Origin of the sequence: Nitrosospira briensis (assembly GCF_900115125.1) — a bacterium.
Taxonomy (GTDB): domain Bacteria; phylum Pseudomonadota; class Gammaproteobacteria; order Burkholderiales; family Nitrosomonadaceae; genus Nitrosospira; species Nitrosospira briensis_A.
Genome location: NZ_FOVJ01000006.1, coordinates 116,212 through 139,436, shown reverse-complemented (window position 1 = coordinate 139,436; position 23,225 = coordinate 116,212). Strand labels below are relative to the sequence as shown.

Genomic DNA, 23,225 nt, shown 5'->3' with positions numbered 1-23,225 from the left:
GCCGAGGAGGGGGCGGCAACAGAAGCTTTTTCACGAACTGGACGACGAGTTTGGAAAGTCGCCAACCGAGCGGCCACAGCAATAAACTTGCGCCCTCAGGTGCGGTACGCGCGGCGCTATATCCCGCTGCTTGTTGATCAGCGACTGAATCGGTTCGGCGAGAAGAAGCATGACAGCTATGATTGCGTGCTTCTGTATTTCAGCCGTACCAGCATTCGGCAATCGAAAGCATTCGGACGGACGCCGGTACGAAAGCTAGCTGGAGTGTCTCGCCGGTACGAGGTTGAAAGAAGTCACGATGGATACGTTCTCACCATCGGGCATCGCATCCGAGGGATTCAACGGAGATGAGCACATGCCCGAAATGGCAAAGAATAGGAAAGAACTGGTTTTCAGTGGGTTTGCTAATCTAACCGAAATTGGATCGCTACGCCGACGATATCAAATTGCAATGCGCAGAGGCGACAATGGCGGGGAGCTGGAAAGCTCTGGAGCCTTACGACAGGAGGGTTCCCGTACTATGACGTGTCCTTTGCTCCTGAGAGCCGATCTCACGACTCACTCTCAATAGAAACGAAATGTGCCAATTATGCAAGATGGCGGTGCAGCGGAATTACGTTGCCCCCCGCTTCCACTGACTCCAAATACTCCGCCCAGTACTGCATCATGCGCTTGCGCTCGGGCAAGTATTCCGCCCTGTTATAAGCACCTCTAATCTCATTTCGTTCGCAGTGCGCAAGCTGTCGCTCGATGACATCTCGGTTGAAGCCGGCTTCATTGAGAATGGTAGAGGCCACTGCGCGGAAACCGTGTCCGGTCATCTTGCCTTTGTATCCCAGACGGTAAAGGGCGAACAGCATCGTATTATTACTGATGGGCTTGTCTCGGTTACGACCAGGAAACACCAAGCGGCTGCTACCAGATATGTTCTTTAGTTCGGTGAGAATGAAAACCGCCTGCTTTGATAATGGCACAACATGCTCCGCTTTCATCTTCATGCGCCCGGCGGGGATAATCCACAAGGCGTTGTTTAGATCAAACTCTGCCCAATCCGCACCTATCAGTTCGTTGGTACGAACAAAAGTTTGTGCCAGCAGTTGCAGGGCAAGGCGTGTTTGTTTATCGCCGGTTTCGTCATACTTCGCTATCGCGCGTAACAGTTCCGGCAGTTCCTCTTGCCGAACGGCCGCTTGGTGTTTTTTCTTGTGCGGTGTTAGTGCACCTCGGAGGTCGGTGGATAAATCGCGCCTACAGCGGCCAGTCGCAATGCCATAGCGGAATACCTGCCCACAAACCTGTAACACACGGTGAGCAAGGTCGTATGCGCCACGCTCTTCTATCTTTTGGAGGGCTTGGAGCAGTTCGGGCGCTTCAATCTGGTCAATGGGACGCTTACCGAGGATTGGGAAGATATTGTTTTCCAGGCGACGTTTTACATCGCTGGCGTGGTGGGGCACCCATGTGTGCAGTTGCTTGCCGTACCACTCTCGGGCAACAGCTTCAAATGAGTTTTCAGCGGCAAGCTTTTTCCGGAGATTCGCGGCTTTACGCTCGGCGGAGGGATCAAGGTCATCTTGCAGTTGCTTGCGTACTTCGTCGCGCTTTTTCCGCGCATCGCTCAGGCTAGCTCTTGGATAAACTCCAAGGGAAAGGGACTTTTCCTTGCCGGCCTGCCAGTAGCGCATCCGCCAATACTTGCGGCCATCCAAGTAAACCCACAAATAAAGACCATCACCATCTGAGAGCTTGCGGACGCTCGCTCCATTGCTATTGGCGTTCTTGCATTCCGCAGCGGATAGTAGATTCGTAGGCATCGTGGTAACTTTTCACCGTGGTAAATTTGCTACCACGTAAATTACCACGGTTTAAGGCTGGACTCAACAGGACGTTACGATACTACTCAGGATGATAAACAAGGAATTCTATTTGTTTTTGCTAGATTTACTGGATGTCACCGGACGGAGCAGGAAGTTGAATTGGCGGAAGCGGTGAGATTCGAACTCACGGAAGGGTTACCCCTTCGCTAGTTTTCAAGACTAGTGCCTTAAACCGCTCGGCCACGCTTCCGTATCAGTCGGATTTTAGCATAACCCCAATTTTATTCGCTGCCGAGACGAGCGGTTGCGAATAAGTTACAAGCCAGTTATCGCTGGGGAATAGATTGAGTTTATAAGAACTTATTTGTGATGCTGCAATATTTAAAACTGGGCCAGGGAGCGATTGTGTGGTAGAAGCGACGAGTCAGGCCGCTTTGGATGCAGCCATAATTAAGCAAGAACAAGAGACCATGAGGCTGTTTTATTGCAAGAATTGAGGTCAAGACCCTCATGCCGCTACTTTAACAGCCAGCTTGGATGCTTAAACTTGTGGCAAGAGGGCGAGATGACGGTTCTTGCTTACTTCGTATATTGCAGCTTCCTGCCGTGGCGATCCGTCACGATTGCTGCACGACCCTGTGTGATTAGACTGTCGAACTTGGCGAGCAGCTTCTCCAGTGGCGCCGTGGCACGCCGGCTCCTCATTCGCTGGGCTGTAAGCGAAGTTGCCGAAGCGCTGATGGCAATAGACTCCATAAAGCTTCGGTAAAGTAAATTGTCGGGCGCGCTTCCTTGAAACGACCACGCCAGCTTTCCAGTGCCGCCCATCTGCACCAGATCGTAGAACCAGTATGCGCACGCGTTATGTCCCGTTGCTTCGTCTCGGGCGCAAAGATGGGTAGTGGCCTCAGCCCATTGGCTGGTATTATCGAGCTTGAAGCTGAGATGGAAATCGTACTTGAAACCGTATGTCTGCGCCAGGTTGAAGACGCGCATTGTCCCTCCATAGGTGTTTCGCACTCCAAGCGCGCCACTCGCCGCGTCTTCGAGCAGCTTGACTTGAACTGTTACTTTCGTTCCGGCCGTTTGCGTGGTCGCAAAGGTCCCGAAAATTGTTGTGGTGGGAGTCGGCATGGTGAACGATCCTGGTGGATAGGACAAACAAATGCCATTTTGCTAAAGTGGAGTGTATGTAGTCAAGCTTTGGCACCCAAACAACCTACTTTTGACAAAACTTAGTCGAATTCAGGTTAGAGGGAGTCATGCGAATGTAAGCAATTATTCGCTCACCCGGCAATATGTTGTACGGGTTCTTACTCAAATGTTGGTTACCATGAGCCGATCGAAGAATTGTCGTGTAATCGTTAGGTCAGACTCGATTGATTCTTCCGCACACGATCGACAAGTTTGCCAATCGAGTCTGAATCTAGTGAAACTCGGGGAGCTTAAAGGCTCTCCGGTCTTCGGATGACTGACATCGGCCCTGCCTTTGGCAGATTTTCAGTTTCCCATCAGGAAAACTACCAGAAAGCTGAAAATGAGAGTCCAAAGTATTACTCTCAGTATAACCAGCCCGGGCCTGAAGCCGCCCCCGGGTTGCTTTTTCTCGTCGTCAGTCATTTCTCACCTCCTGCCAAGGTTAGTGCTGCTAATACGGTTCTGCGTAATTCGATGGTGGATACTGCCTCCGCCAACTAATATCCAAATATGTAGTTCCGATGACGCTTGTTCTTTCCTCTATCTTCCAGCCCCGCAGTTCTTGCCGGATTAATTAAGCGGGTTGATTTTAGCAAGCAGCGCAGCAGTCGCGGTTACCGAGTCGCTAACGCGGCCTGCCAAAAACCTGTGTCCAGAAGATAATGGTGTCGCTTTTCGGGTTAGCTGCGTAAGCAGCGCCCATTTCAGTAAAACTCCCGTTCATGATGTTAGCGCAATGGCCGCTGCTTGATAACCAGCCGTTGACCACCTGCTCGGGCTCGGCCTTGCCCGCAGCCACGTTCTCCCCAATGCTTCGCCACACATAGCCTTCATCGCTCGCGCGCGTTGCCACCGTGCTGCCATCGCTGCCCGTATGTCCGAAACGGTCGTGTTCAGCCATGTCACGGCTGTGTGCCAGAGCGGCGGCTCCCAGTTTTGCGCTCCAATGCAGGGGCGAAGCCGCTTTATAGTACGTATTGCCGCAAGCCCGCGCCTTGGCACGTGCGGTATTCACCAAGTTCAATACCTGCCGTCCCGCTTGCTGCCAATCCCCGAGATCGGGGCTTATTAGCGGCTGCGCAAAAACAATTTGCCATTCCCGGTCCTGCTGCGACACACCGCCTACCGAGTAACGTCGACTCAGCAACACGCGACAGTTGAGTTGGGCAGCGAAGCGCATTGCCTCGGCCGCGTCCGACGGACCGGACAACGTTATTGCTTCGGCACCCGCTGCCAGAAAGCCTACTGCACGCATTGCCTCCTTCAATTGCCGAGCGGATCCCACCTGCAACCGGGCAAGGCTCATGCTGGGAGCCAGCGGTGGCAGAGGTTCTTCCTGGGCACCTTCGCAACGTGGAGGATCAGCCCGGTACGCATTTATCAGGTTGAGCAGTTCTCGGCTCGACTCAGCCTGTACAGTGAGGGGCAGCAACGCGCAAGCAAATACGATGATAGAAAGAACATAATTTGCCTTCATACGAGGGAACTCCACCTTTAGTGTTCTCCTCACGAGGTCGGCTACAAGTGTTTCACAGCTTCAATGGAAACTCTGATGCGGATGGTACGTGCTTCTATGCTGTTGAATCATCAAGAGCAGTTGCTTGATTGGCCTGGAAATAAAATGGCCCGGTAGCAATACGCTGCCGGGCCATCAGTCGCTGTTCAGCCTCAACTCATCACCAAGGCCCCCAAGCCAGCGACAAGCACAAGAATATATGTACTCCAAAACACTAAAAAGTCGTTCATGGCGCACCTCCTTGCAGGTTACGGCATTATTCTCATCCTTTCTTTTTGTTTATTCTGTGCGAAATACCGCATAAGAATGCAATGGGGTCTTTGTTGTTCCCCACTTAATCATCTGGCTCTCATATTCGTGCGCTTTGGACTTATCAATAGTTCGATGAGCAATGAAAATGCATGGTAGAGAACAGCCATGACTTTAGATTCTGCTGCCCCTGGCACTCGGCTATTCCCGTCCTTCAGTCAAATCAGGCTTAAGTTCAGCCCCCCAATTGACGCTCCCATTGTACTAACAAGAAAAAAAGATGATCATAGCTACCCGTTACGCGAAAAGAGAATAAGGAGAAAGCCATGGCAAATGTTGGTTACCATGAACCTATCGAAGAATTGTCGGACCAAACGCGGGATATGCACAAAGCAATCGTTTCTCTAATGGAAGAGCTGGAGGCGATTGACTGGTACAACCAGCGTGTGGATGCGTGCAAAGACGAGGAACTCAAGGCAATCCTCGCGCACAATCGAGATGAGGAGAAAGAGCATGCGGCCATGGTAATGGAATGGATCCGGCGCAGGGACCCCGTGTTTTCTGCTGAAATGAAGGATTATTTGTTTACTGACAAACCCCTCACGCACGATACCGCTGACAGGCCGACCAAGCAGGACGTATAAGTAATATTTCTGCCTTTATGCTGAATTACCAGAGCACGTCGTTTCACGATGCGCTTTATCTTCGTGCTCTGCTGGGCTTGAAGCGGGCGCCGGAATTTGAAGCATGGCTGGAGAGAATGCAGATCACCAACCCGCAAGGGCAATTGCGCGAGATAACATCCGGACATGGCGTTCTCAGGGCAATTGACGATTTGACCGGGAACGTATGATCATGAACGAAATAGTCAGAATCAACCCCTGGCAGGAGTTGCGGCGATTGCCCCGGCGCGCATTGCCGCGGCTGCGCGGGCAATAGCCTGCTCACGGATGAGTTGTTACGCCCGCGCCTGGCCCCTGCCCAGGCGCGGGACGCGGTACATCTGCCGCTGGATGTGTCCGTGCTGGAGGAAAGCCTCCAATCGATGAACTGGCCCACGCTACGGGTACACAGCCGAAAAAATTTCTGTTAATTCAAAATGCGATGACTCTCAGCTGCGCCGGCGACGTGCGACAGCACTTATAAGACCCAGACCAGCAAGTAGCAAAGCATAAGCTTCTGGCTCGGGTACGGGCGTCATCGTCATGTTCACAGCCCCGTCAGACACGAATGTCAAGCCAGTTACAAAGGCCTGCGTATTATCCGGATCCAATCCGGCCTCGACGTCAATACCGCGGACGCCAAACTGGCTGATACCACCCGTGCCGAAATCGAATACGTGTCCGCCATCGGCATGCCCAAGATCGACGTCATACGCAGCGGTAGCATCGTTGAAGGCGAAGATATCATACCCATCTGCGTCGCCAGCCAAGATTGGAAATAGGGCACTCTGAATATTCGGCCCAGAATTCACGATAAAGTCGTAGCCAGTTACGATGGCTGGATCAATAAAGATCGTTTGGTTAAGCTGGATGTTGAAATTAAAATGCCAGCCGTCCGCCTGGACGACATCAGGTAATAGCGGGGCATCTGGCGATGATCCATCAGATGTCTTCCCATTCCGAATTGCCATGGTCCAAAGGCCCGGAGTAGCTTCACTAACGTTACTAGTGTTGGCAAGTTGGAGGATAGAGGAACTTAAAGAGCCCGGCAGCGTAAAGAAATCGGTGTTATTGCCTGCGTCATATCCCGCTTGTGCCGGCATACCTCCCATGCCGCCCGAGCCGCCGCTTTCATCGCCAGTCGTCCATTGCAATTGCCGGTAACGGAACTCGATGTCGAAATTGCCTGCACCGGTGTCCGGACGATTGAGCAACGTCATCTGAAAGTCGTTGACTTTATCGTTATGCAGATTGTAATAACCAACGTTATTCCAGGTCGCAATCAAAGTATTCGCGTCTGGGGACGCCGTATACACTGCCCCGCCTGTCCGCGTATCCACGTCTGCCCAAAACGGTGCAATCATCGGCTGACCGGAAATCGGAAATGGCTCCGGCGTAAAAACGTCAAGAGGACCTCCAAAAGTAATATTGCCGTTATTATTTGCCCAGAATGTGCTGTAATTGCTTCCAAAAAAGTTTAAAGAAAATGGTAAGTTGAGTTGACTTGATGAGCCATCATCATTGGGCAACTGTGAAAGCTCTCCGTAATCTGCCGGGCCACCAAAGCCAGTTCGCAAATCTATAGCATGTGCCGCATTGAGCGTAACCGTTCCCGCTAAAAGCATCGAGCTTAATAACCATGAAGTTTTCATTACCTTACTCCTTGACAGTATTGAAGTTATTTTGCTTTACTTGGGGTGATGACAGAAACGGATAAAAATAGAGCAAGAATTATGCAACGTGTTTTATAAAAACCTAACCTACTGATTACAAAATTTATTTATTGTTCCATGAATACGCCTGTTAGTCGAAGTGTCAGGTATTTCGACATTGCTGCGGATTTAGTAAGGGCTTGGTACGAGGAGGCGCAGAACTTATGCGCGCTGCGGTAATAGGGAAATAAAACGCTGACAAAAGTACTAGTTCTACAGGAAGAGTTTTATATATTTCTATTTATTCAAGTGATGCTTTTCAACCATTGCCGGCGTGCTTCGCGGGCATTGGCAAAAACTTTTTCAAGCGCTTCTGCGTCTTCGCGCACAAGCATTTCACGCACGTCTGCAAGTTCGCGCTGAAAGGCATCGATTTGTCTGGATAGCGCTTCGCGGTTGGCAAGGCATATGTCGCGCCACATTTCGGGGGAGCTTCCGGCAATGCGGGTAAAATCGCGGAAACCCGTGCCGGCGAAGCGCAATGGACCGTTTGGGAGCGGTAGATTGTCCGGGGGCAGCAGATCTTCCGGACGATGCTCCGTAGAGATGTGGTTCATTAGCGTGAATGCGAGCACATGGGGAAGGTGGCTAACCGAGGCAAGGACTTTGTCGTGCTGGGGGGCGCCCATCAAGGAGACACGTGCGCCACAAGCTTGCCATAATTCCGTCACTCGCTTTTTCGCCTCGGAGCTGGTTTCTTCAAGTGGAGTCAGCACAACATTCTTGCCACGGAACAGATCAGCGTTCGCCGCACCTGCCCCGCTTTGTTCGGCGCCTGCAACGGGATGTCCCGGGACAAAATTTTCCAGATGTTCAGCCAAATGAGTGCGAGCGGCGGCAATTACGTCTCGCTTCGTACTCCCGGCGTCTGTCACGATCGTGCCAGGTTCGAGGTGGGGCGATATCTGTGCCATGATCTCGCCGGTCTGCCCGACCGGTATGGCGAGGAACACGATGTCCGCGTCCTTCAAAGCGGAAGGAAGGTCGCCAGCGATCTCGTCGATCACCCCCAGCTTAAGGGCGCGATGCATGTTTTGCCGGCTGCGTCCCACGCCAGCGATATGTTTGGCCAAGTGCGCCTTGCGCAGCGCAAGCGCGAATGAGCCGCCAATCAAGCCGACACCGACAATCACCAGTTTGTTGATCACGATGTTCGCCACCTTCGCATCTTTAGGCAAGTTCATGCCGCGATTGATATCCCAGGTTACATGGCTCAATTACAGATTTCGTCCAATTACTTCCGCAATTCCGCGCAGTGATCCCATCAGGTCCTGGAATTCCTGCGGATTCAGCGCCTGGTCCGCGTCGCACCAAGCCTCACACGGATTGGGATGCGTTTCCACCAACAGGCCATCGGCGCCCGCGGCGATGGCCGCGCGGGCCAGCGCGGGAACCATCCAGGCCTTCCCCCCGGCATGGGAAGGATCGACGATAACAGGTAGATGAGTTTCTTTTTTCAGGACGGGAATGCAAGTGACATCCATCACATTGCGGTAGGCTGTTTCAAAGGTGCGTATGCCGCGTTCGCAAAAAATGATATTGTGGTTGCCGCCGGCCGCAATGTATTCCGCTGCCATCAGCCATTCGGAAACGGTGGCCGACATGCCGCGCTTGAGTATCACCGGCTTATTGATACGCCCCACCTCTTTCAGAAGTTCAAAGTTCTGCATGCTGCGCGTGCCTATCTGAATTACATCCACGTCGTACCTGAGGAAAGTATCGAGCATGCGCGCATCCATCAACTCAGTGACGATGCGCAGCTTGTATTTGTCCGCGGCCTTGCGGAACATCTTCAGGCCTTCTTCACCATTGCCTTGAAACGTATAAGGGCTGGTGCGAGGCTTGAAAGCTCCCCCCCGCATCAGCTTGCAGCCTGCCGCACCGACATGTTGCGCCGCGGAGTCCATCTGCTCCTGGGTTTCCACCGAACACGGGCCGCCGATCACCTGCACCTGAGTTCCGCCAACCGGTATGCCACCTACATCTATTATCGAGTCCTGCCTGTGCGATTCGCGCGATACAATCTTGTACTGCTTGACAATATGCATGGAATATTCGACCCCGCTCAGGGAATCGAACATTTCCGGGTCAAGTTTGCGTTCGTCGCCAATGGCGCCGATCACCGTGCGTTCAGTACCTCGGGAGATATTCGCATCGAGACCGAAACTTTGAATTTTGCTTGTTACGGCGCCGATTTGATCTTCCGTGGCGCCACGGTTCATAACGATGATCAAACGGATTCTCCCCGTACCATTTCGGCGCGCATTGCAGGGACTATCCTCGGGATATCCCGCGCTGCATCAAGCGCTATCTCAAGCGATTTCAGGAATTTCTGATTTTCAGATTCGAGCCCGACAGTGACCCTGAGGTGCTCCGGCATTTCATAAATGCCGATCGGCCGCACGATGACGCCCTGTTCAAGCAGGCTTTCATTGACCGCTTTAACATCGCCAGGCACGCGGAAACTCAGAAAATTACCGTAAGATGGAATGTACTCGATGCCGAGTTGCCGCAGTCCGGTAGTGATCTGGAGCATTCCTGCCTGGTTGAGCGCATAAGAGCGTTTTACAAATTCCTCATCCTTCAGCGCAGCCACAGCGCCGGCAAGGCCGATGCTGTTTACGTTGAACGGCTGGCGCACGCGGTTCATCAAACCGCTAACGTCCGGGTGCGCAAGACCAAAGCCGACACGCACGCCGGCCATACCGTATGCCTTGGAAAAAGTGCGGGTGATCAGCAGATTAGGAAAACGCTTCAGCCATGCGATGCTGTCAGCCTTGACAGCAGTGGGCAAATATTCGTTATATGCTTCATCCAGCACTACCAGTACATCTGGCGAGACCCTTTCCAGAAAACGCAATACGTCTTGGGCAGCCAGCAAGGTGCCGGTGGGGTTGTTGGGGTTTGCGATAAATACCATGCGAGTCTCGGGCATGACCGCGTGCAACATCGCATCGAGATCATGGCCGTAATTTATGGCACGAATCGCAATACCGCTTGCGCCCACTGCCTGCGTTACCAGCGGGTAAACCGCGAAAGCGTGTTGCGAAAAAACCGCGGACGCGCCCGGTTTCAGGAAAACGCGGGCAGCAAGCTCCAGCACATCATTGGAGCCGTTGCCCAGCACGATCTGATCGCTGCTTACGCCATAACGTTGCGACAGCGCCGCTTTCAGCTCGAAGCCGCTTCCATCCGGATAAAGCGCCACCTGATCCAGCGCCCTGCTCATCGCCTCAAGCGCCAGTGGGCTGGGGCCCAGCGGGTTTTCGTTGGATGCAAGCTTGATGATGGCGCGTTCATCCATATTCATCTCGCGCGCCAGTTCAGAGATGGGTTTACCGGGTCGATAAGGACTGATGGCGCGGATGTATTCGGGAGCAAGATCGCAAAGATTCATAAGGCCAAACCCATTAAATTGCAAAGACATAGAAAGAAAGCTTAAAAAGGTGAAATAAGACTACCGGTTCGCTCTTCCCGAAAACGCGGTAGTTCAATCATGGTCATCCCGCTGGATACGACCCAAGCACTTTCAGGAACGCTGCTTTCTCTCGCAGTTCCTGTAGCGCTTTCGCGATTTTTGTATCTTGCTGATGACCCTCGATATCCACGAAAAACACGTATTCCCATAAACCGGCACGGGAAGGACGGGACTCCAGCCGGCTCATGCTCACGCCGTGGTCCGCCAGCGGAGCCAGTAATTCATGGATGGCGCCAGGGCGGTTTTTAACCGACATGACCAGCGACGTCTTGTCCTTGCCGGAAGGCGCGACTTCCTGTAAGCCGATAACCAGAAAACGAGTGGTGTTGTTGGGGTCGTCCTCGATATTCTCTGCGCAAACAGTAAGCCTGAATACCTCTCCGGCCTTCTTGCCTGCTACCGCTGCGGCGTCTTCGTCCTCGGCAGCCAGCCTGGCGGCATCCGCGTTGCTGGCGGCGTTGATGCGCGCAGCCCCTTTCAGGTGCGGCAGATTGGCGTTAAGCCACTCGTGGCATTGGGAGAATGACTGGGGATGGGAATAGATTTTCTTGATGCGTGTGAGATCGGAATGCCTTGCGAGCAGAAGCTGATGTATGGGCAATGCTACTTCGCCGCACACTTTTAATGTGGTTTGCAGCAGCAGGTCCAGCGTTCTGCCGACGGCGCCCTCCGTGGAATTCTCCACCGGTACAACGCCATAGCCGGCCTTGCCCGACTCCACTTTGCGAAATACATCATCTATCGAGCTGCATGCGAGCGTTGTCACGACACCGCCGAAGCGCTTTAGCGCCGCTTCTTCTGAAAAGGTCCCTTGCGGACCAAGGTATGCTACTGTCAAAGGCTCTTCCATGGATCGACACAGGGACATGATTTCGGTGAATAGGCGCACGATATGTTCATTTGCCAGCGGCCCCGGATTCAGTTCGCGCAGCCTGGCCAACACCTGGGCCTCGCGCTCGGGGCGATATGCTGCCATGCCGTTTTTGATCTGCCCGATCTCACGGGCAAGAGCAGCGCGCGCGCTCATCAATCTGAGCAACTCGCTGTCAATCACGTCTATTTTGTCGCGCAGCTGTTTGAGTTGACCGGTCATCGAGAATGAGTTTCTATAGTGGCTTCGGCTGATCAGCCAGTATCGGCACATAGCGCACCATCAATACGCCGTCGATCGCCGCAATCTCGTCTATTGTTTTTTGTGGTACCGGGCTATCCACATCAACGAGTGTGTAGGCCATCTCGCCACGGGATTTGTTACCCATATTGTGGATATTGAGACCTGCTTTGGCCATGCTGGTGGAAATCTGCCCCAGCATGTTGGGAACGTTGGAATTGGCTACCGCCAGCCGGTACGGGGATCCGTGCTCCATTGTTATGTTGGGGAAATTTACCGCGTTGATGATGTTGCCATTTTCCAGATAATCTATAATCTGGTTCACCACCATCACCGCGCAGTTCTCTTCCGCTTCCAGGGTGGAGGCACCCAGGTGCGGCAGTGTAATCACGGCTGCATGATGCTGCAATAACTTGCTTGGAAAGTCACAAACATAATATTTTATTTTGCCGGTCTCGATTCCCTCGATTACCGCCTTTTCGTCGACTATGCCATCGCGGGAGAAATTGAGCAGAATGGTGCCATTTCTCATATTTTGCGCGAGTTCGCTGTTAATCAGGCGCCGCGTGGAATCCACGAGCGGCACGTGTAACGTTACAAACTCGCTATTTCGCAATAAATCTTCGACGCTCTCCGCTCGTTTGACTTCAGAGGACAGGTTCCAGGCGGCGTCGACCGTTATGTTCGGGTCGTAACCCATCACCTTCATGCCGAGGCGGATAGCTGCGTCCGCTACCAGCCGTCCGACCGAGCCCAGGCCTATGATGCCCAAGGTCCGCCCCGGCAATTCAATTCCTGCGAATTGCTTTTTGCTGTCTTCCGCCAGCTTGTGCAAGGTAGCGTCGTCGCCCTGCAAACCCTCGGTGAAGCGAATTGCGGGGACCAGGTTGCGTGATGCCATCAACAGGCCGGCCAGTACCAGTTCCTTTACCGCGTTTGCATTGGCACCCGGCGCGTTGAAGACCGGCACACCACGTAGATTCATGTCTTTTACGGGGACATTATTGGTGCCGGCTCCGGCCCGGCCTATGGCTTTTACGCTGGATGGGATATCCATTTGCAGCATATTGTGCGAGCGAACCAGGATGGCGTCGGGTTCTGTAATGTCATTGCCGACCACGTAGTGATTGGGGTCAAAAAGCTTCAAGCCCAGCGGAGAAATCTGGTTGAGCGTAAGTATGCGGAAAATTTTATGTGCGCGTTCAGGCATGATGGCTCGCAAATTCTTTCATGAATTCCACCAGAACTTTTACCCCCTCCAGCGGCATGGCGTTGTAAATCGATGCTCGCATTCCGCCGACTGAACGATGCCCCTTCAACTGGATTAGCCCGCGAGTCCGGGCCTGTTTCAAAAATTCGTCATCGAGCGCGGCATTTTTTAAAGTGAACGGCACGTTCATGCGCGAGCGATCGGGCTTTGCGACAGGACAGTGATAAAAATCGGTAGCGTCCAGCAATTCATACAACAAATTGGCCTTGGTGATATTCGTTTCCTCCATCGCCTTCAATCCGCCCCTTTTTTTCAACCACTCGAGCACAAGGCCACAAATATACATGGGGTAGGTTGGGGGGGTGTTGTACATGGAGTCATTATCGGCGTGGATCTTGTAGTCAAACATGGTCGGGGTGCCTGCGATGGTATGTCCCAACAAGTCGTCCCGCACAATCACAATGCACAATCCCGCCGGGCCCACGTTTTTCTGCGCCCCTGCATAAATCAGCCCGAACCGGGACACATCCAGCGGGCGCGACATGAAAGTGGAGGATATATCGGCGACCAGCGGCATATCAGTCTTCCCGTTCAGCAAGTCCGGAACCCAGTTGAACTCGACTCCCCCTATCGTTTCGTTGGGTGTGTAATGCAAGTAAGCGGCATCCGGATCGAGATTCCACGTTTCCTGCGGCGGAACGTAAGTGAAGTTCGCGTCCTCGGATGAAGCCGCGACATTGACGGTGCAATATTTCTTTGCTTCCTGGATGGCTTTTTTGGACCATTGCCCGGTGTTGATATAGTTGGCGCTTTTCTTGCCGCGCAGCAGATTCATCGGCACCATTGCAAACTGGGCGGAAGCGCCGCCTGATAGAAAGAGAACCTTGTAATTTTGCGGAATGCCTGCCAGTTCACGTAAATCCGCCTCGGCCTTTGCCGCAATGGACATGAATTCCTTGCCGCGATGGCTCATTTCCATCACCGACATGCCGCTTCCATGCCAGTCGAGCATTTCATCGCGCGCCTGTTGTAGAACTTCCTCAGGCAATACCGCCGGGCCTGCGCTAAAGTTATATATCCGTTCCATTAAAACTCCTTCGTCTCTACGGAGCACCCTGAAAAGCAAAATGGCTGGCATTCATTCCGTGGTTTTTCCAGCTTGCTGCATCCTGCAAGGCACAATGCCGTAAAAGAGCTTTTTATGCTTCTTATCTATGCTCATCCAGGGTGGCCCGCATTTTGGTTCGCGACTTTTCAGAAATGAGCTTACCTGCAACTCCAGATTTTTAGAAGTCCCAACATGATTCTTATTCCTCGTCGGCCTCCACCACTCGTTCCAGTCCCGCGAGCTTCTCGCCCTCGTCCGGATTGATCAGGGTAACCCCCTGGGTTGCGCGGCTCATCTCGCGGACTTCCTTGACGCGAGTGCGGATCAGGACGCCTCCAGTAGTAATAAGCATGATTTCGTCATCCTCCCTGACCAGCTTCGCCGCCACAACCTTGCCGTTCCGCTGGCTGGTCTTGATTGCAATCATGCCTTGACTGCCACGGCCGTGGCGGGTGTATTCGCTTATCGGCGTACGCTTGCCATAGCCGTTTTCCGTTGCGGTGAGGACCGCCAGTTCCTCGCTCTCGGCCACCAGCAGGGAAATAACCTTCTGGCCCTTGCCCAGCGTCATCCCGCGTACCCCGCGCGCACCTCGTCCCATCGGGCGCACGTCGTTCTCATCGAAACGCACGGCTTTTCCGGCATCCGAGAAAAGCATCACATCATGCTTGCCTTCAGTGAGTGCTACGCCGATCAGATAATCGTCCTCGTCCAGGCCTACGGCAATAATGCCGCTGGCCCGCGGGCGTGAAAATTCCGAGAGGGGGGTTTTTTTTACGGTTCCGAAGGAAGTTGCCATGAATACGTAGCGATTTTCCTCGAATGCTTTTACAGGAAGAATGGCATTGATCTTTTCACCCTGCTCCAGTTGCACCAGGTTGACGACCGGCTTGCCCCGCGAGGAGCGGCCTCCCTGGGGCACGGCATAAACTTTGATCCAGTAAACCCGGCCGCGGCTGGAAAAGCACAGGATATAGTCATGCGTATTGGCGATGAACAGGTTATCGATGAAGTCATCGTCCTTGGTGCCGGTTGCCTGCTTTCCACGACCACCCCGCTTTTGTGCCCGGTAGTCATCGAGAGGCTGCGACTTGATGTAGCCGCTGTGCGATAGCGTCACAACCAGATCTTCGGACGCAATCAGATCCTCCATACTCAAATCCTGAGTATTAACGACGATTTCGCTGCGGCGTTTATCACCGAACTGTTGCTTGATAGCAGCCAGTTCTTCGGTCATCACGGCCGTGATACGCTCCGGCTTGGATAGAATGTCGATAAGATCGGCGATCTTATCCATTATTTCCTTGTACTCGCCTACGATCTTGTCCTGCTCCAGCCCAGTCAGCCGTTGCAGACGCAATTCAAGAATTGCTTGCGCCTGGGCATCCGAGAGGCGATATCCCTCCCCGGACAAACCGAATTCCGGCGCCAGGCCATCGGGGCGGAACGCCGTTGCATCAACCGAGGCGCGGGCCAGCATTTCCTCGACCAACCGGGAATGCCAGACCCTCGACATCAGCGCGCTTTTCGCTGCCGGCGGATTTGGCGCCGCCTTGATCAGGGCAATCACTTCATCCACGTTGGACAGCGCCACTGCAAGGCCTTCAAGCAGATGACCTCGCTCACGCGCTTTTTTCAGTTCAAATACCGTGCGGCGCGTTATCACTTCACGGCGGTGACGCAAGAACGCGTCCAGCATCTGCTTCAAATTCAGCAGGCGTGGCTGCCCATCCAGCAGGGCCACCATATTCATGCCAAAGGTGTCCTGCATTTGTGTTTCTTTGTACAGATTGTTAAGCACCACCTCGGGCACTTCGCCGCGCCGGAGTTCGATGACTACCCGCATGCCGGATTTGTCCGATTCGTCGCGCAAATCGGAGATGCCCTCGATTTTCTTGTCGCGTACCAGTTCACCGATACGGATCAGCAGATTGGCCTTGTTCACCTGGTAAGGGAGTTCGTCGATAATGATGCTCTGACGGCCGCCACCCTTTTCCATATCCTCAAAGTGGGTGCGGGCGCGCATTACCACCCGGCCCCGGCCCGTGCGATACCCTTCCTTCACCCCGGCAACCCCGTAGATAATGCCGGCGGTCGGAAAATCGGGGGCGGGAATGATATCGATCAATTCTTCAATGCTGGTTTCCGGATTCTTCAGCAAGGCGAGGCACGCATCCACCACTTCATTCAAATTATGGGGCGGAATATTGGTTGCCATGCCGACCGCGATGCCCGAAGAGCCGTTGATAAGCAGATTGGGAATCTTCGTGGGCAGAATCAGCGGCTCTCTTTCCGAACCATCATAGTTCGGGCCGAAATCCACTGTTTCCTTGTCGAGATCCGCCAACAGCTCATGCGCAATGCGCGACATCCGGATTTCGGTATAACGCATTGCCGCCGCATTATCGCCATCTACCGAACCGAAGTTCCCCTGGCCGTCCACCAACATATAACGCAGCGAAAAATTTTGCGCCATGCGCACGATGGTGTCATATACAGCGGTATCACCATGGGGATGATATTTACCGATTACGTCGCCGACAATGCGCGCAGATTTTTTATAGGGACGATTCCAGTCGTTGGACAGTTCGTGCATGGCGAACAGCGCCCGCCGGTGTACGGGCTTCAAGCCGTCCCGCACGTCCGGCAACGCCCGGCCCACAATTACGCTCATGGCGTAGTCGAGATAGGAGCGGCGCATCTCCTCTTCGAGGCTGATGGGCAGAGTTTCTTTCGCGAATTGATCCATTACCAACTTTTACAGTAGGGACAAGGGGTTATGATAGGTATTCTGTCCCGGAGACCCGCTCGGGCAGCAATACGTAAAGCCACCGATTTTAGCATGCCAATCGTATTGAAGTCACCCTCACATTCGAGCATTCATGCCGTATGCAACAACATGTTTGACAAGAATGGATATATAAATAGATAATCGATACGCGGATATGCAATAATGTGTAATGTGCCATTGACAAACAAAATGGCGACGTTTGTTATTTGCATGACTAAAGGGATGGATTTGATTTTGAATTGAAGTTTTTCTGAAAAAGGGGCAATAGCATGAAAAATTCAGTAACGAAAAAACTCTTGCTTGGAGCGGTTGTGTTGCCTGTGCTGTTTTCAGGGGCTGCCATTGCTCAGGAAAGACCCGAAGCATATGCAAGCGACGGCCGTGGCGAGGTCGCCAGAGATTCCTCCGGTGACTGTTGGCGCACAGGCTACTGGACACCAGCCATGGCAACATACGAATGCGATCCTGAACTGATGCCGAAACCTGACAAAACAGTTGAAGCGCCCGCCGAACCTGCTCCTGCTCCTGCTCCTGTACCTGCTTACACCGAACCCGAAAAAGTATCGCTCTCTGCCGATCAATTATTCGATTTCGACAAGGCCGTCCTGAAATCGGAAGGTAAACAAGCCCTGGATGACATCGTATCCAAGCTCGGCGGCATCAAATACGATACCATCGTTGCCATTGGCTACGCTGACCGCATCGGCTCCGATAATTACAACAAGAAACTTTCCATGCGCCGTGCTGAAGCTGTCAAAGCCTACTTGGTCAAGGAAAAAGGCATACCCGCAGACAAGGTCTTTACCGATGGTAAAGGCGAAGCCAATCCTGTAACCGGCGATACATGCAAAGGCAACAAGAAAACCAAAGCGCTGATCGCGTGCCTGCAACCGGATCGCCGCGTTGAAGTTGAAGTAGCCGGCACGAAAGAAACAGTACAGTAAAATCTTCTGAACACAAAAATTCAAACCCTGCCGCGTGCAGGGTTTTTTTTTGCTAAGCTTTCGGGTAAATGATTCATCCTGAGAAAATCGATACCTTGCTGGAGGCACGCTGGATAATTCCGGTGGAGCCCGCCGGAGCGGTATTGCGCAATCATGCCATCGCTATTGACCAAGGCACGATTCGTGCAGTTATGCCGGGTGCGGAAGCTCATGCCCAATTCGCACCGGACGAGCATATTGTTCTTGGCAACCATGCGCTGATACCGGGCCTGGTCAATCTGCACGCGCATGCAGCAATGTCGCTGATGCGTGGAATTGCGGACGATCTGCCGTTGATGGAGTGGCTCGGCAATCATATCTGGCCGGCGGAAGCCAGGCATGTCGATTCCAATTTTGTCTTCGATGGGACCCGGCTGGCATGCGCCGAGATGCTGCGAGGCGGGATCACCTGCTTTAACGATATGTATCTCTTTCCGGAGGCGACTGTTGGTGCGGCTGTAGACGCAGGCATGCGTGCCAGTATCGGGATGATAGCGATCGACCTTCCTACCGCTTACGCCAGCGATGCAGATGATTATCTGGCAAAAGGCCTGGCTCTTCGCGACGAGTATGGCCGGCACCCGCTGCTATCCTTCTGCTTCGCGCCGCATGCGCCTTATACGGTGAGCGACAGGATATTCGGCAGTATTCTTACCTATGCGGAGCAGCTTGATCTGCCCATTCACATTCACCTGCACGAAACCACTGATGAAATCAGGAACAGCCTGAAAAGTCATGGCGTGCGTCCGATAGAACGCTTGCACAAGCTCGGCCTGCTCGGTCCCAATCTGATCGCCGTGCACATGGTTCATCTGAACGGCGAGGAGATCGAATTGATGGCGCAGCTCGGCTGTACCGTGGCGAATTGTCCTTCTTCCAATCTTAAGCTTGCAAATGGATTGGCGCCTGTAGCGGCGCTGACAAGTGCTGGAGTTAACGTCGGCCTTGGAACCGACGGCGCTGCCAGCAATAATCGCCTCGATATGTTCGAGGAAATGCGTTTTACCGCGCTGCTTGCAAAAGCCCAAAGCGGCAGAGCCAATATATTGCCGGCGTGGCAGGTATTGCAAATGGCCACACTCAACGGGGCAAACGCCTTGGGGATTGGGACGCTTACCGGTTCACTGGTGGCTGGCAAGGCAGCAGATATCACAGCGGTGGATTTTTCCAGCCTGGAGCTTGCCCCCTGCTATGATCCTGTTTCGCACCTCGTCTATGCAGCGGGACGCGAACATGTGAGTCATGTGTGGGTAAATGGTAAGATGTTGCTAAACGATGGGGAATTGACTACGCTGGATGAACAGGAAATATTGCTCAGAGCAGAATTCTGGCGGGAACGGATGGCGACCGAGTCTAAAAATTATTGAGAAGAAAATGGAAAGCGATAGCATAAATGTTGACCCGCTGGAGCTGGATAAATTCAGCCAGCTTGCCCACCGCTGGTGGGACCCCAACAGTGAATTCAAACCGCTGCATGAAATCAACCCGTTGCGGCTGAATTACATTGACCGGCTCACCCACCTTGCCGGTAAAACCGTGCTCGATGTCGGCTGCGGCGGGGGCATCCTGTCAGAAAGCATGGCAGAGCGCGGTGCCGCTGTCACCGGCATCGATCTGGGCGATAAAGCGCTGAAAGTGGCCAAACTGCACCTGCTGGAAAGTGGCAAGCAGGTGAATTACCGCAAGGTAGCGGTGGAAGAGCTCGCCAGGGAGCAGCCGCATCATTACGATGTGGTGACCTGCATGGAAATGCTGGAACACGTGCCCAGCCCGGCGAGCACCGTGAAGGCTTGCGCCCAGCTTGCCAAGCCCGGCGGTTGGGTTTTCTTCTCGACTATCAACCGCAACCCGAAATCATATCTGTTCGCGGTTATCGGGGCGGAATACGTGCTGAATCTGCTGCCGCGGGGCACGCACGACTACGCGAAATTCATCAAGCCATCGGAACTAGCCCGCATGGCACGTGACGCGGGACTCGATGTGGAAGAGATCATAGGAATGACATACAACCCCATAACGAAAGTGTATGCGCTGGGGTCGGATTCGAATGTTAACTACATAATGGCGTTTCGTGCCTGAAATCGTGAAGTGGTTAAATCCATAAAACCTTGATAATCCCGCTCCCGTCCGTCCTTCCCGATTCGAAAATCTTTTTCGCACCGCTCCGCCCTCTACGCACGCAATAACTCATCCATGATTAAAGCCGTTCTCTTCGATCTTGACGGCACCCTCGCCAATACCGCACCCGACCTGGGCCATGCACTTAACCGGCAACGCATCGCTCGCGGTCTCTCAACCTTGCCGATGGAACTCATTCGTAACGAGGCCTCGGCCGGTGCACGCGGATTGCTGGGCCTTGGGTTCAATATCAAACCGGGGGATGCGGATTATGACGCGATGCGTACCGAGTTCCTCGATTTTTATGCTGAACAGTTGTGCCGGGAAACACGTTTGTTTCCGGGTGTAGCGGAACTGCTTGACCAACTTGATGTTCGGGGGCTTCCCTGGGGAATCGTGACCAATAAACCGGCACGCTTCACAATACCGTTGTTGCAGGAGCTGGGCTTGACCAACCGGACTGCATGCGTCGTCAGTGGTGGCGATACCACTTATTCCAAGCCTCATCCGGAGCCGCTGCTGGCCGCGAGCAGCGCGCTGGATGTTGCGCCTGCGGGGTGCATCTACCTTGGTGACGACCTGCGCGATGTCCAGGCCAGCCTGGCCGCCGGTATGGAACCGGTTATCGCCAAATACGGCTATCTCGGGAATGTGGGTCCGCCGGAGTCCTGGGGTGCGAGATATCTCATTGATCAGCCACAGGAACTGCTGGGCTATCTTTAGTTATGCCCTGGTTTCTGTTATAGTGAATCACGGGTTGCGTCTCTTTGGGGCGTCGTTGAACTCTTCCGGTTCAATATCCTCTAACGGATGTAATACAGAAAAACCGAATGCCGGGGGCGACCTGGCTTCGACGTGGGTTGCAAAGCAGAGCAGGGCATACCGAGGACCAGTTACCTCGTAAATACATCTGGAAACCAATAGTCGCAAACGACGAAAGCTACGCTCTAGCCGCTTAATCCGGCTGGACTCCGCACCGATGGGCCTCAACGTCGGGTCTGGCAACAGACAGCGGAGCCATTAACGAGGATCGCGCTCGGTAGGGTCACTTTACAGAGCGCTAAAAAATAGGTGACTCGCCTGTCATCAGTCCGCCGGTTGACGTATGCCAGGTTAAACTAAAGAGCATGGCTAAGTATGTAGAACTGCCTGTAGAGGACTTGCGGACGCGGGTTCGATTCCCGCCGCCTCCACCAATGAAGTGTCCTAAGTAGTCCAAAGAAATCCAGAAAACCCGCATGAATAAAGGCTTGCGGGTTTTTTGTTGTCCAAACACATCCAAACTCGACTATTGCAATCCGACGGTAACTGACGGTAAACTTGACGGTAACAGACTTACCGTCAAATGGAGTTACCGTCATGGCACTTACTGACACCGCAATCCGTAATGCCAAACCGGCTCAAAAACCTATCAAGCTAACGGACGAGCGCGGGCTTTACCTGCTGCTCAAGCCGAATGGTTCACGCTGGTGGCGGTTTGATTACCGCTACGGCGGCAAACGCAAAACTCTTTCCATGGGCGTTTATCCCGATGTGAGCTTAAAGGATGCTCGTAACCGGCGTGATGAAGCGCGCAAACTGCTGGCTTTCGACGCCGATCCGGGCGAAAACCGTAAAGCGGTCAAAGCCGCCAAATCGGAACAGGGGGCGAACAGTTTCGAAGTTATTACGCGGGAGTGGTATACAAAATATTCCGGCACCTGGAATGCCAGTCATGGCGAGCGTATCATCCGCCGGTTTGAGCGCGACCTATTTCCCTGGATCGGCAGTAAACCCATTGCAGAGATTGCCGCGCCTGAACTGCTGGCAACAGTACGGCGCATCGAAAGCAGGGGAGCAGTAGAAACCGCGCATAGGGCATTGGGTAATTGTGGGCAAGTATTTCGCTACGCAATCGCAACCGGACGCGCCACGAGAGATATTTCTGCCGATCTGAGGGGTGCACTTCCCCCGGTGAAAGGTGAACACTTTGCAGCCATTACCGAACCCAAGCAGGTAGCGTCATTATTGCGGGCAATGGATGACTATACAGGCTCGCATGTTGTGCGGTGCGCATTGCGCCTTGCCCCGCTGGTGTTCGTTCGTCCTGGAGAGCTTCGCACGGCTGAATGGAAGGATATTGACATTGATGGGGCGGAATGGCGTTATACCGTCACCAAGACTAATACGCCGCACATTGTTCCGCTTGCACGGCAAGCGGTGGAAATACTCACTGAACTGCAAGCCCTCACTGGGAGCGGACGCTTCGTGTTTCCCGGCGCACGCACCAATGGCCGACCTATGAGCGATAATGCAATCCTTGCCGCTATGCGGCGCATGGGCATCGACAAGGAAGAGATGAGCGGTCACGGCTTCCGCGCCATGGCGCGCACTATCCTTGATGAAGTGCTGGGTTTTCGGCCCGATTTTATCGAACACCAATTAGCCCATGCGGTGAAAGACCCCAATGGGCGCGCTTATAATCGCACGGCCCACTTGCCCGAACGCCGCAAGATGATGCAACAGTGGGCTGATTACCTGGACAAACTGAAAGCCGGTGCGGAAATTGTCCCCCTGCATGGCGTGGCGTAAAGATGTGTCCGGAAGATAACGCTGACGATTTTCATCCAGCCGAACAAGACCCGTGGGCACTTCGCAAACCGGATTGGAATACCTGGAAATCAGTTAAACAGGCAAGGCTCTGGCAAGCTGTTGCCTTGGCTTGCGATCTCGATCCGGCCAACTTCCAGCTTTTCGATAATCCGCAACTCGCAAGGCTGTTCAAGGAACCACCTCGTCAATTCGATGATTTGCTTGTCATGGCTAAGGGCAGCATTGGAGCTAACGGCATTCTAAAATTGATTTCCCGAAGCGATGAAGGGCTGGAAGAAAGCGAAGTCAAGCTTTCAAACTTCGCCACCTGGCTTAAAAGCATACAGCATAAACTCCCCGCACAATTCCCCTGGCTGTCCGAACCCATCACCCTGAGCAACATGGATTGGCCATGGGGGAGACACGAAACGGATTTACTGCGAAAGCTCGCTGCTGCCGCACAGCGTTTCTGGAGTAACTACGACCCCGCCGACCCGACCACCGCGCCTACTAATCAGCAAGTCATCGACTGGCTAAAGGGGCAAGGTGTGTCTGAACGTACTGCTGAAATCATGGCGACTATCCTTCGCGCAGACGGCTTGCCAACCGGCCCGCGCAAGTAATACACCGCGCCCTCTCTGCGTCAATACTGGCGCGACATTCCACGTAATCCGCATCCAGTTCCCGCGCCTCTCCGCGCGT

At 53.5% G+C, this 23,225-nt stretch carries 19 protein-coding genes, 1 tRNA gene, 1 other RNA gene and 1 pseudogene; 10 read left to right on the top strand and 12 right to left on the bottom strand.

Annotated features, from left to right (window positions below; translation table 11 throughout):
• Positions 1-587 precede the first annotated feature (587 nt).
• The 4 genes from BMZ14_RS11935 to BMZ14_RS11920 form a co-directional block, all read right to left on the bottom strand.
• Positions 588-1,814, bottom strand: coding sequence for a tyrosine-type recombinase/integrase (locus BMZ14_RS11935; RefSeq protein ID WP_074797848.1), 1,227 nt, complete (start codon positions 1,812-1,814; stop codon positions 588-590).
• Positions 1,815-1,977: 163 nt separating this feature from the next.
• Positions 1,978-2,067 (bottom strand) — tRNA-Ser (locus tag BMZ14_RS11930).
• A 329-nt stretch (positions 2,068-2,396) separates the two neighbouring features.
• A complete protein-coding gene (locus BMZ14_RS11925) occupies positions 2,397-2,951 on the bottom strand; it encodes a hypothetical protein (protein WP_074797846.1) in 555 nt (184 codons plus the stop codon).
• Between the two features lie 688 nt (positions 2,952-3,639).
• On the bottom strand, positions 3,640-4,491 hold the full coding sequence (locus tag BMZ14_RS11920; RefSeq protein WP_074797844.1) for a CAP domain-containing protein: 852 nt from the start codon (positions 4,489-4,491) through the stop codon (positions 3,640-3,642).
• Between the two features lie 614 nt (positions 4,492-5,105).
• Between BMZ14_RS11920 and BMZ14_RS11915 the strand changes: the two genes are divergently transcribed.
• The 3 genes and pseudogenes from BMZ14_RS11915 to BMZ14_RS15650 all read left to right on the top strand — a co-directional run.
• The gene (locus BMZ14_RS11915) at positions 5,106-5,423 is read left to right on the top strand and encodes an encapsulin-associated ferritin-like protein (RefSeq protein WP_074797841.1); all 318 of its coding nucleotides are present in this window, start codon (positions 5,106-5,108) and stop codon (positions 5,421-5,423) included.
• A gap of 17 nt (positions 5,424-5,440) precedes the next feature.
• On the top strand, positions 5,441-5,632 hold the full coding sequence (eutB, locus tag BMZ14_RS11910) for an ethanolamine ammonia-lyase subunit EutB (RefSeq protein WP_218145031.1): 192 nt from the start codon (positions 5,441-5,443) through the stop codon (positions 5,630-5,632).
• 81 nt (positions 5,633-5,713) lie between these two features.
• Positions 5,714-5,872: pseudogene (locus BMZ14_RS15650) on the top strand (ethanolamine ammonia-lyase light chain EutC); the annotation flags it as partial.
• Positions 5,873-5,890: 18 nt separating this feature from the next.
• Here BMZ14_RS15650 and BMZ14_RS11905 read toward each other — a convergent pair.
• The 8 genes from BMZ14_RS11905 to gyrA all read right to left on the bottom strand — a co-directional run bounded on the left by BMZ14_RS11905 (position 5,891) and on the right by gyrA (position 16,809).
• Complete coding sequence (locus BMZ14_RS11905) at positions 5,891-7,093, bottom strand: nidogen-like domain-containing protein (RefSeq protein ID WP_074797837.1); 1,203 nt, start codon at positions 7,091-7,093, stop codon at positions 5,891-5,893.
• 305 nt (positions 7,094-7,398) lie between these two features.
• Entirely contained in the window at positions 7,399-8,337 is a 939-nt protein-coding gene (locus tag BMZ14_RS11900) for a prephenate dehydrogenase (protein WP_177186979.1), read from the bottom strand.
• Positions 8,338-8,370: 33 nt separating this feature from the next.
• A complete protein-coding gene (aroF, locus tag BMZ14_RS11895) occupies positions 8,371-9,387 on the bottom strand; it encodes a 3-deoxy-7-phosphoheptulonate synthase (protein WP_074797835.1) in 1,017 nt (338 codons plus the stop codon).
• The gene (gene hisC, locus BMZ14_RS11890; protein WP_083396774.1) at positions 9,384-10,550 is read right to left on the bottom strand and encodes a histidinol-phosphate transaminase; all 1,167 of its coding nucleotides are present in this window, start codon (positions 10,548-10,550) and stop codon (positions 9,384-9,386) included. Before hisC ends, aroF begins: the two co-directional genes overlap by 4 nt.
• Positions 10,551-10,653: 103 nt before the next feature.
• Positions 10,654-11,724: a prephenate dehydratase gene (gene pheA, locus BMZ14_RS11885; RefSeq protein ID WP_074797832.1), complete on the bottom strand. Its 1,071-nt coding sequence runs from the start codon at positions 11,722-11,724 to the stop codon at positions 10,654-10,656.
• 13 nt (positions 11,725-11,737) lie between these two features.
• Positions 11,738-12,952, bottom strand: a complete 1,215-nt coding sequence (locus tag BMZ14_RS11880) for a phosphoglycerate dehydrogenase (protein ID WP_074797829.1) — start codon at positions 12,950-12,952, stop codon at positions 11,738-11,740.
• Positions 12,945-14,039: a 3-phosphoserine/phosphohydroxythreonine transaminase gene (serC, locus tag BMZ14_RS11875; protein ID WP_074797921.1), complete on the bottom strand. Its 1,095-nt coding sequence runs from the start codon at positions 14,037-14,039 to the stop codon at positions 12,945-12,947. The genes BMZ14_RS11880 and serC overlap by 8 nt, the downstream gene beginning before the upstream one ends.
• 220 nt (positions 14,040-14,259) lie before the next feature.
• Positions 14,260-16,809: a DNA gyrase subunit A gene (gyrA, locus tag BMZ14_RS11870; protein ID WP_074797826.1), complete on the bottom strand. Its 2,550-nt coding sequence runs from the start codon at positions 16,807-16,809 to the stop codon at positions 14,260-14,262.
• Positions 16,810-17,120: 311 nt separating this feature from the next.
• Between gyrA and BMZ14_RS11865 the strand changes: the two genes are divergently transcribed.
• From BMZ14_RS11865 to BMZ14_RS14665, 7 genes are all read left to right on the top strand, one after another.
• A complete protein-coding gene (locus tag BMZ14_RS11865; protein WP_074797823.1) occupies positions 17,121-17,795 on the top strand; it encodes an OmpA family protein in 675 nt (224 codons plus the stop codon).
• Positions 17,796-17,863: 68 nt separating this feature from the next.
• Complete coding sequence (locus tag BMZ14_RS11860; RefSeq protein WP_074797820.1) at positions 17,864-19,201, top strand: TRZ/ATZ family hydrolase; 1,338 nt, start codon at positions 17,864-17,866, stop codon at positions 19,199-19,201.
• A 7-nt stretch (positions 19,202-19,208) separates the two neighbouring features.
• Positions 19,209-19,913, top strand: coding sequence for a bifunctional 2-polyprenyl-6-hydroxyphenol methylase/3-demethylubiquinol 3-O-methyltransferase UbiG (gene ubiG / locus BMZ14_RS11855; protein WP_074797818.1), 705 nt, complete (start codon positions 19,209-19,211; stop codon positions 19,911-19,913).
• A 114-nt stretch (positions 19,914-20,027) separates the two neighbouring features.
• Complete coding sequence (locus BMZ14_RS11850) at positions 20,028-20,675, top strand: HAD-IA family hydrolase (protein WP_074797814.1); 648 nt, start codon at positions 20,028-20,030, stop codon at positions 20,673-20,675.
• Positions 20,676-20,787: 112 nt separating this feature from the next.
• Positions 20,788-21,148: a transfer-messenger RNA gene (gene ssrA / locus BMZ14_RS11845) on the top strand.
• A gap of 163 nt (positions 21,149-21,311) precedes the next feature.
• Positions 21,312-22,523, top strand: a complete 1,212-nt coding sequence (locus BMZ14_RS11840) for a tyrosine-type recombinase/integrase (protein WP_074797811.1) — start codon at positions 21,312-21,314, stop codon at positions 22,521-22,523.
• 2 nt (positions 22,524-22,525) lie between these two features.
• Complete coding sequence (locus BMZ14_RS14665) at positions 22,526-23,146, top strand: hypothetical protein (RefSeq protein WP_083396773.1); 621 nt, start codon at positions 22,526-22,528, stop codon at positions 23,144-23,146.
• Positions 23,147-23,225 lie beyond the last annotated feature (79 nt).